Annotated in this window: 11 protein-coding genes; 8 read left to right on the top strand and 3 right to left on the bottom strand. The window is 46.1% G+C overall.

Features of this window, described 5'->3' with window-relative positions; genetic code table 11:
• The 4 genes from RH85_RS23075 to RH85_RS16970 form a co-directional block, all read left to right on the top strand.
• Positions 1 to 736: hypothetical protein (locus tag RH85_RS23075; protein WP_006713937.1), on the top strand; the 736-nt coding region annotated here is incomplete at its 5' end.
• 2 nt (positions 737 to 738) lie between these two features.
• Positions 739 to 1860 (top strand): DNA-processing protein DprA, encoded by a 1122-nt coding sequence (gene dprA / locus RH85_RS16980; protein ID WP_006713936.1) that lies wholly within the window; start codon positions 739 to 741, stop codon positions 1858 to 1860.
• Positions 1857 to 2333 carry a DUF494 family protein gene (locus tag RH85_RS16975; RefSeq protein WP_006713935.1) on the top strand — a complete coding sequence of 159 codons (477 nt, stop codon included), beginning with the start codon at positions 1857 to 1859 and terminating at the stop codon, positions 2331 to 2333. Before dprA ends, RH85_RS16975 begins: the two co-directional genes overlap by 4 nt.
• 72 nt (positions 2334 to 2405) lie before the next feature.
• Positions 2406 to 2984, top strand: a complete 579-nt coding sequence (locus RH85_RS16970; RefSeq protein WP_006713934.1) for a topoisomerase DNA-binding C4 zinc finger domain-containing protein — start codon at positions 2406 to 2408, stop codon at positions 2982 to 2984.
• 42 nt (positions 2985 to 3026) lie between these two features.
• Here RH85_RS16970 and RH85_RS16965 read toward each other — a convergent pair whose 3' ends face one another.
• On the bottom strand, positions 3027 to 4160 hold the full coding sequence (locus RH85_RS16965) for a 5-(carboxyamino)imidazole ribonucleotide synthase (protein WP_006713933.1): 1134 nt from the start codon (positions 4158 to 4160) through the stop codon (positions 3027 to 3029).
• 3 nt (positions 4161 to 4163) lie between these two features.
• Positions 4164 to 4649 (bottom strand): 5-(carboxyamino)imidazole ribonucleotide mutase, encoded by a 486-nt coding sequence (purE, locus tag RH85_RS16960; RefSeq protein ID WP_006713932.1) that lies wholly within the window; start codon positions 4647 to 4649, stop codon positions 4164 to 4166.
• A gap of 196 nt (positions 4650 to 4845) precedes the next feature.
• Between purE and tsaC the strand changes: the two genes are divergently transcribed.
• The 4 genes from tsaC (at position 4846) to RH85_RS16940 (ending at position 7549) form a co-directional block, all read left to right on the top strand.
• Complete coding sequence (gene tsaC, locus RH85_RS16955; RefSeq protein WP_006713931.1) at positions 4846 to 5403, top strand: L-threonylcarbamoyladenylate synthase type 1 TsaC; 558 nt, start codon at positions 4846 to 4848, stop codon at positions 5401 to 5403.
• Between the two features lie 56 nt (positions 5404 to 5459).
• Positions 5460 to 6380 carry an oxygen-dependent coproporphyrinogen oxidase gene (gene hemF, locus RH85_RS16950; RefSeq protein ID WP_006713930.1) on the top strand — a complete coding sequence of 307 codons (921 nt, stop codon included), beginning with the start codon at positions 5460 to 5462 and terminating at the stop codon, positions 6378 to 6380.
• Between the two features lie 69 nt (positions 6381 to 6449).
• Positions 6450 to 7283, top strand: coding sequence for a shikimate dehydrogenase (aroE, locus tag RH85_RS16945; RefSeq protein ID WP_006713929.1), 834 nt, complete (start codon positions 6450 to 6452; stop codon positions 7281 to 7283).
• Positions 7283 to 7549, top strand: coding sequence for a DUF1488 family protein (locus RH85_RS16940; protein ID WP_006713928.1), 267 nt, complete (start codon positions 7283 to 7285; stop codon positions 7547 to 7549). The genes aroE and RH85_RS16940 overlap by 1 nt, the downstream gene beginning before the upstream one ends.
• Here RH85_RS16940 and RH85_RS16935 read toward each other — a convergent pair.
• Positions 7542 to 8090, bottom strand: a complete 549-nt coding sequence (locus tag RH85_RS16935) for a gamma carbonic anhydrase family protein (RefSeq protein ID WP_006713927.1) — start codon at positions 8088 to 8090, stop codon at positions 7542 to 7544. The genes RH85_RS16940 and RH85_RS16935 overlap by 8 nt on opposite strands.
• Positions 8091 to 8473: the final 383 nt, after the last annotated feature.

The following is an 8473-nucleotide window of genomic DNA, read 5'->3' as shown; positions in this document are numbered from 1 at the left end:
GGTTTTAAATACCATTCAAGAGCATTGGCTTCGCTATCTTGAATCGATCTTATTAGTCGAACAGCATCAAATGGCAGCCATGAGTCGTGTACTAGGTGCGCGTAGTGGCCGGCAGCTATTAACGGACAGTGAAGCGTTGTTTATTCGCGGTGAGTACAAGCAGCGCCAGTGGGGAATCTATCGTCAAATAACGACTTATCTACGTGATGAAAAGAGGGTTGTGGCCCTAAAGCGAGTAGCGTTAGCTGAGCGACAATACAGTCACAATGATATTTCGGCTTTGCAGGTTACTCAGCAGCAACAGGAAATTTTGCGTGGTGATATTGCCCTGCCAGTAGAGGCTGACAATCGCGGGACTCATTCGGCTTTATTTCAACCTCATGCTTCACCGATACACCTTGCTGCAGCGATTCTGGGTGCGATTGATGGTGGGGATTACGTCGCTCAAAATCAGCTGGTGGTGATCAATCGAGGTCAGCAAGAGGGGTTACGCCAAGGCAGCGTTTTTCAACTCTATCAATCTATGTCCATGCTGGTGCCTGGCGATGAGGCGACATCTATTACCCCTGAGCGTAGCAAGCAAGAAAAGCTTCCTCCTTTATTGATAGGCAATTTAATGGTGGTTCGGCCATATCAATATTTCAGTTTGGCTGTGGTGACTGACAGCGTGCAACCGGTCAGTCGTCATACCCTGCTGCAGTCGCCATCAGTGACCAACCATGATAAGCCCTTTTAATCATGACGGATCTTGAGCTCATCGCTTGGTTAACACTCTACTTTACCCCGCGATTAGGGCCAAAAGGGATGGCGAAATTACTCAGCAAGGCCAGTCCAGTTCAAATTGTCGCTTATGATCAGCAGCAATTACAGGCATTAGGACTGACGCAATCCCAAGTAAAGGCTATTCAACAGCCGAATCGAACTTATATCAGCCAATGTTTAGAGTGGCGGCAAGCTTCTTCTTTGCATCATATTGTCACGCTGCAATCTGGCGAGTATCCGCCATTGCTGCGACAGATCTCAGCACCGCCAGCGGTATTGTTCGTGCAAGGTGATTTGCAATCCATTCATGAGCCGCAAATCGCCTTAGTCGGAAGTCGCCATGCCTCGATTGATGGATTGAATAACGCGAAGTACTTTGCATCGGCACTGGCAAAGCAAAATTTAGTGGTGACGAGTGGTCTGGCATTGGGGATTGACGGTCATGCGCACGATGGAGCACTCAAAGCGGGCGGTAAAACAATCGCGGTATTGGGTTGTGGGCTCAATCATCTCTATCCGGCTCGCCATCGCCAATTGGCGCATAGAGTGGTAGAAAGTGGCGCTTTGGTATCGGAATTTCACCCTGATGTGGCCCCTAAAGCGAGTAACTTCCCGCGTCGAAATCGTATTATCAGTGGCTTGTCATTGGGGGTGTTGGTTGTCGAAGCGGCGGAAAGGAGTGGTTCTTTAATTACAGCTCGCTATGCCGCAGAGCAAGGCCGAGAAGTTTTTGCTATTCCAGGCTCGATTCAGATGCCGCAAGCAAGGGGATGTAATAGTTTGATCCAGCAAGGGGCTTGCTTGGTACAAAGCAAACAAGACGTGCTAAATGAAATAGATACCTTATTGCGCTGGTCTAATATCAATAAGCCTTTAGTGCAAAATGAGCCATGGTCGGAAAAAGAGCCCAAAGAACAATTGCCATTTGCCAAGCTGTTAGCTAACGTAGGAGCAGAAGTGACACCTGTTGATATTCTGGCACAAAGGACCCATATCCCTGTGCAAGAAGTCATGATGCAGCTCTTAGAGCTTGAGCTTTCAGGGCATGTTGTTGCGGTTTCCGGTGGCTATATTCTTAAGGGGAGGGGCAAGCTATGATGATGGATATCTTGATGTATCTATTTGAAACTTATATCCATAGTGATGCTGAGTTACAAGTGAATCAAGACGAGTTAGAAGATGAATTACTTCGAGCTGGTTTTGAACAAAGTGACATATACAAAGCCCTTGTCTGGCTAGAAGATTTGGCAGCACTGCAGCAAAGCGAAGAGCACTCTGCCATTTCGGTGAGTGGTGCGGTATCAACACGTATTTATACGGCGCAAGAAATGGAGCGTCTCGATGTGGAGTGTCGAGGATTCTTAATGTTTCTTGAGCAGGTTAATGTGTTGACCACGGAAACCCGAGAAATGGTCATCGACCGCTTAATGGGCCTAGAAACCGATGACTTTGAACTCGACGATTTGAAGTGGATTGTGTTGATGGTGCTGTTCAATGTGCCGGGTAACGAGAACGCCTATACCCTTATGGAAGAGCTGTTGTACAGCAAAGAGCAAGGCATTCTTCATTAATATCAATCCGAAACAAAACTCGTTTGATGACGGGGATTGGGTTGGTTTTTGCAATTTGCAATAAGTGGAACGATGAGTAGTAAAATAGATCAGCAATTATTTTCTGCCCATGAACACGCTCTCGAGCATCAAGCTTGTCCAAAATGTCAGGCCGAGCAACGTGAGGGCGTGTTACAACTTCGCCATGGTAAACATGGCCCATTCTTAGGGTGTAACCTCTACCCAGAGTGCGATTTTATAAAACCTTTACATCAAAATGATGGTCACATTATCAAAGAGTTGGGCGTCGCTTGCCCGCAATGTGGTAATGAATTGGTATTGCGCCAAGGTCGTTATGGAATGTTTATTGGTTGCAGTGCATACCCGCAATGTCACCACATAGAATCGCTAGAACAGGAAGAAGAATCATCGACAGAGATGATTGCCTGTCCAGAATGCAGCAAAGGTCATCTGGTTGAACGTAAAACTCGCTTCGGTAAAATTTTTTACGCTTGTGATAATTATCCTAAGTGTAAATTTGCCGTTAATCAGCCGCCAGTAAAAGGGCGCTGTGAGTTGTGTCGTTTTCCGTTGTTGATCGAAAAGAAGTTGGCAAGTGGGATAAAATATCAGTGTGCGGAACGGAAGTGTCAGCATACGCAATCTCAATAAAAACGGCGCTTAAGCGCCGTTTTTTTATCATTGAGTCGTGAGTTAGCGCTTAAAACTGGCCGCAAACTCATGCACCGCAGGAAAGGCTTGTTGATCAAGCGCTTGCGCTAATGCGCACAAACGACGTTGTAGTTCACCGCTATAGTCGCCACACACATTGATGTGTCCCATCTTACGACCGGCGCGCTTTTCCTTACCATACCAATGAATATGACAACCATCCATGGCCAGTAATGCCGGCGGTAAGGTGTCTTCTCCGAGAATATTGATCATAGTCGTTTCACGCACCAGCTTGGTACTACCCAGTGGTAAGCCACACACGGCGCGCAAGTGATTTTCAAACTGACAAGTTTCTGCACCTTGCTGCGTCCAGTGACCGGAGTTGTGTACTCGAGGCGCAATTTCATTGACCAACAACTGGCCATCAACATCAAAGAACTCTAGCGCTAATACACCAACATAATCTAAGTTATGTGCAACCGCAGTAAACATTTGTTGGGCTTGCTGTTGCAAGTCTTGATCCGCAATGGCCGTTGAAAGGCTTAGTACACCGTCGGTATGGACGTTTTCTGCCAATGGATAAACGACAATCGCACCATCTTTTCCACGTGCGCCAACCAGAGAGACTTCGCGACTAAATGGTATGAATTCCTCTGCAACAATCGCTTGGTTATCACTACTGGTAATGCACTGTGCCATTTCTTGCCAAATTGTATCGATGTCGCTGCTTTCTTTTAAACGCCACTGCCCTTTGCCATCGTAACCGCCTAAAGCACTTTTTAGCACCATCGGCAGGCCAACAAAATCAATGGCATCAAGAAACTCTTCGCGAGTAGATATAACGGCGTATTTGGCATTGCGCACTGCAGCCTTATCCAGTAATGCCTTTTCAATTCGACGATCGCCACCGGCTTTGATTGCTTGGCTGCTTGGGAGGAATTTTCCGCTACGTTGGCATATATCGAGAATATCGTGCGGGATATGTTCGAATTCAGCAGTGATCACGTCCGCTTGAGAAATCGCCTTTTCAAGGTCTTGCTCAAGCACGGCTTGCGTCAGTGGATGAACCACTTGGTTATTACTGACATCATAAGCGCTGAGTTCAATATTTAGTGGCGCACCTGCCAGTGACATCATACGTGCCAATTGGCCCGAACCTAACACCAATACGCGCATGATTTAGTCCTCAGCTGGATTTGGGTTGGCTAATACCGTTTCGGTTTGCTCAGCACGGAAAGCTTCCACTTTTGCCATAATAGCATCGTCATGAGTGCCTAGGATTTGCGCCGCAAGAATCCCTGCATTGGCTGCGCCTGCTTCACCAATTGCTAAAGTGCCTACGGCAATGCCTTTTGGCATTTGTACAATTGAGAGCAATGAATCCATTCCTTTAAGAGCGCGAGATTGTACCGGCACGCCTAATACAGGAAGGGAAGTAAATGCAGCTGCCATACCAGGAAGGTGCGCCGCACCGCCGGCGCCGGCAATGATGACCTTGATACCACGTTCTTTTGCGCTTGAAGCGTAATCGGCAAGAAGCTGAGGAGTGCGGTGCGCTGAGACCACTTTGGTTTCATAACTAACACCAAATGTGTCGAGCATTTCTGCTGCGAGCTTCATGGTTGGCCAATCCGATTTTGAACCCATGATAATACCGACTTTCATCTCAAAACTCCTTCAAGCTGCCATTAAGTGAATACGTGTTTTGTGCGCATTATACGAGTATTTTTCTTTCAAGCAAACGTTTGCGTCAGGGTTAAAATACAATAGACACAATTTATAAATAAATTGCTTTAGTCAGCAAGATGGATTGTTAGTACACTGAACAAAAATGTTAATAGAAATATGAAAGGAACGCGAAGTGGACAACTTTGAGCAGGCATTGGCCGCCTTGCAGCAGGGCGAAGTGATTGCCTACCCAACTGAAGGTGTATTTGGCGTGGGTTGCGATCCGGATAATCCGCAAGCCATTCAAAAGCTGCTGATGCTGAAGCAAAGACCGGTCGAGAAAGGGCTAATCTTAATTGCGGCAAGCTACGATCAGCTTGCTCCGTATATTGACGAATCTCAACTAACGGCAGATCAGTTGCAAACAGTGCAAGACACTTGGCCGGGTCCTTACACTTGGATTATGCCAACCAGTGATAGAGTATCCAGTTGGGTTTCAGGTCAATTTGATTCGATTGCGGTACGCGTTACCGATCACCCATTGGTGCAAAAAATGTGCTTAGCCTTTGGTAAACCAATCACCTCAACCAGTGCTAATTTATCAGGTTTAGCACCGTGTATGACTACCGAAGAAGTCGAAGAACAACTGGGTGAACAGTTAGTGGCTATCTTACGCGGAGAAACGGGTGGCCGTGATAAGCCCAGTGAGATCCGTGACGCGAAAACATTGCAAGTGTTACGACAAGGCTAAACTGTCACCCCCAATAACATTATAAGAATAAGATCAGGACCAACAAAGGAAGTTCCATGCCTAGCTCAATTGATAAACAAGCGGTAAAACAATTTCTAATGGCTCTTCAAGACAGTATTTGTCTTCAGCTCGAACGCGCTGATGGCGCTGGTGTCTTTAAAGAAGATGCATGGCAGCGTGAGCCGGGTGAGCATCTTAGTGGTGGTGGTCGTACTCGAGTGATGACGGCGGGGACTGTGTTTGAACAAGGTGGTGTGAACTTCTCTCATGTGAAAGGTCATCAAATGCCGGCATCGGCTACTGCTCATCGTCCTGAATTGGCGGGACGTAGCTTTGAAGCGATGGGCGTTTCTTTAGTTATGCATCCGCACAACCCCTACGTGCCGACGTCGCATGCTAATGTTCGTTTCTTTGTAGCTGAAAAAGAAGGCGAAGAGCCGATTTGGTGGTTTGGTGGTGGTTTTGACTTAACCCCATTTTACCCATTTGAACAAGATTGTATGGATTGGCATGACTGCGCGAAAAAACTGTGCGCGCCGTTTGGTGATGATATCTACGCTGAGCATAAAGAGTGGTGCGATAAATACTTTTATCTACCTCACCGTGATGAAACTCGAGGTGTCGGTGGTCTGTTTTTTGATGATTTGAACCAATGGGGTTTTGAACGCTGCTTCAACTATATGAAAACGATTGGTGCGGGATACACACAAGCTTACCTACCGATTGTTGAACGTAGAAAAGCAACCCCATATGGTGAGCGAGAGCGTCAATTCCAGCTCTATCGTCGTGGTCGTTACGTTGAATTTAACCTTGTTTGCGATCGTGGCACCTTATTTGGCCTCCAGAGTGGTGGTCGTACTGAATCGATATTAATGTCGATGCCACCATTGGCGCGCTGGGAATACAGTTACCAGCCTGAGGCTGGTTCAGCAGAAGCACAACTCTACGATCATTACCTCAAACCACGACAGTGGTAATTCTTTCCTCTATATATAGATAGTGATAGGGTCTTGAGAGACCCTTTTTTATTTCTGTTAGGTAAGGATATGACACAGCAAGTAGATCGTTATGCCGTTTTCGGTAACCCTATTGGGCAAAGTAAATCGCCATTCATTCACACCTTGTTTGCTCGCCAAACCAGCCAACAACTTACCTATACAGCATTACAGCCAGAGCATGGTGAATTTATCACTGCTGCCAACGCCTTTTTCTGCGAAGGTGGTCGAGGGTGTAATGTCACAGCGCCTTTTAAAGAAGATGCCTATCAGTTTGCCAATCGTCTAACTGAGAGGGCTGAACTAGCTGGTGCCGTAAATACCCTTAAGAAGTTAGATGATGGAGAGATCATTGGTGATAACACCGATGGTGAGGGTTTAGTTCAAGATTTGCTTCAACATCAAGTCACGCTAAAAGGCGCTCGTGTTCTTCTGCTTGGTGCTGGTGGTGCTGCAAGAGGAGTGATTCAACCTCTTCTTGACCAAAAACCGCAGCAGTTGGTGATTGCTAACCGAACCAGTTCAAAGGCAGAACTATTGGCTGAAATGTTTTCGTCGCATGGAAATATCAAAGGTATGGGGCTAAGTGATGTCAATAAAGGCTTTGATGTCATTATTAACTCGACCTCATCTGGTCTAAGCGGACAGCTTCCTAAAGTGTCTGACGTTATTTTCAATTCTAATAGCACCGTTTATGACATGGTTTACGGATCGGGAACCACGGTATTCAATCAATGGGCATTAGATAATGGTGTTCATGCTGCTTACGATGGTTTAGGTATGCTGGTGGGACAAGCCGCAGAAAGCTTTATGTTGTGGCGCGGGCTAAGACCCGGTACAAAGCAAATCCTACGTGAACTGAGAAAAAACCTAGAAGGTATGTAATGAATCAATCCATTCTCTTCCCTGACATGCAAACTTGGGATGATGAGCAGCAAGCGATCGTGTTTCCTGCCCAGCAATCCGGTGCATTGATCGAGTGCCTGATTAGCCAAGCCGAATTAGAGCGTCTATCAGGTCAGAGTATTGCAACCAGCCAGCAAGCATTAGAGATTTTTGCTCAATATCGCTTTGATCTCGAAGAGCTGGCTGAAGCACTAATAGAAGAGGAAGAGTTTAATCCTCAGGGACAAATTGAAGTGGTTAACTAATATCAACCACCTGATGCAGGTAGTCTTCTTTATTCTGTACATAGTTATCCGCTGACTTCTGTAAAAAGGCGCGCTCTTTCTCATGCAAAAGGCGCGCTTGCTTTACTGGGCTGCCAACATATAAGTAGCCACTCTCAAGCACCTTACCTGGAGGAACTAAACTTCCCGCCCCAATCATGACATCTCGTTGTATCACTGCACCGTCCAGAATGATCGATCCCATTCCTACCAGAACCCTATCTTCTATAGTACAGCCATGCAGCATCACCTTGTGGCCAATAGTCACGTCGTTGCCAATAATAAGAGGGTAGCCATTCGGATTATCACTATTTTTATGGGTAACATGCAGCACGCTACCATCTTGTACATTAGTGCGTTGGCCAATATGAATATGGTTCACATCTCCGCGTGCCGCGACGAGCGGCCAGATACTTGAATCAACGCCAATGGTAATGTCACCGACTAAAACAGAGCTACTATCAATATAAACACGCTCACCAATAGCAGGAACAATACCTTTATAGCTACGCAATGATGTCATTGTTACTCCTTAAAAAGAGAAATATGGCACTTTTAGCCATAGAAGAGTTGAAGAAATAGCCATCTCTGATTAGAAAACACCCAAACAACAAAAAAATCAAAAAAAACACTAAAAAGGACTTGCCAACGTGACGCCGATCTCTATAATGCGACCTCACTGACACGGCAACGGTTCGAAAGAAACGAGAGTCGGGTTGGTACGGTTACTTAGCCAAGCAAATTGCTTGAAAAAAGTGGTTGACACTAAACTTTAACTCGCTAAAATGACCGCCTCTTCCGAAGTGATGTGAGTCACAAAGAAGAACGCTCTTTAACAATATAAACCTATCAATCTGTGTGGGCACTCGTTGATGATAATCCAATAAGTCCTTGCTTAGGCAAAGG

Origin of the sequence: Vibrio ichthyoenteri ATCC 700023, assembly GCF_000222605.1 — a bacterium.
GTDB lineage: Bacteria > Pseudomonadota > Gammaproteobacteria > Enterobacterales > Vibrionaceae > Vibrio > Vibrio ichthyoenteri.
Note: the sequence above shows the minus strand (reverse complement) of the source record. Positions and strands in the feature narration are given on the sequence as shown.

Excerpts from the sequence above, each read along its gene's own strand:
- purE (WP_006713932.1), bottom strand. The coding sequence starts at position 4,649 with ATGAAAGTCGGTATTATCATGGGTTCAAAATCGGATTGGCCAACCATG.
- dprA (WP_006713936.1), top strand. The coding sequence starts at position 739 with ATGACGGATCTTGAGCTCATCGCTTGGTTAACACTCTACTTTACCCCG.
- RH85_RS16935 (WP_006713927.1), bottom strand. The coding sequence starts at position 8,090 with ATGACATCATTGCGTAGCTATAAAGGTATTGTTCCTGCTATTGGTGAG.
- RH85_RS16965 (WP_006713933.1), bottom strand. The coding sequence starts at position 4,160 with ATGCGCGTATTGGTGTTAGGTTCGGGCCAATTGGCACGTATGATGTCA.
- hemF (WP_006713930.1), top strand. The coding sequence starts at position 5,460 with ATGCCTAGCTCAATTGATAAACAAGCGGTAAAACAATTTCTAATGGCT.
- RH85_RS16940 (WP_006713928.1), top strand. The coding sequence starts at position 7,283 with ATGAATCAATCCATTCTCTTCCCTGACATGCAAACTTGGGATGATGAG.
- aroE (WP_006713929.1), top strand. The coding sequence starts at position 6,450 with ATGACACAGCAAGTAGATCGTTATGCCGTTTTCGGTAACCCTATTGGG.
- RH85_RS16975 (WP_006713935.1), top strand. The coding sequence starts at position 1,857 with ATGATGATGGATATCTTGATGTATCTATTTGAAACTTATATCCATAGT.
- RH85_RS16970 (WP_006713934.1), top strand. The coding sequence starts at position 2,406 with ATGAGTAGTAAAATAGATCAGCAATTATTTTCTGCCCATGAACACGCT.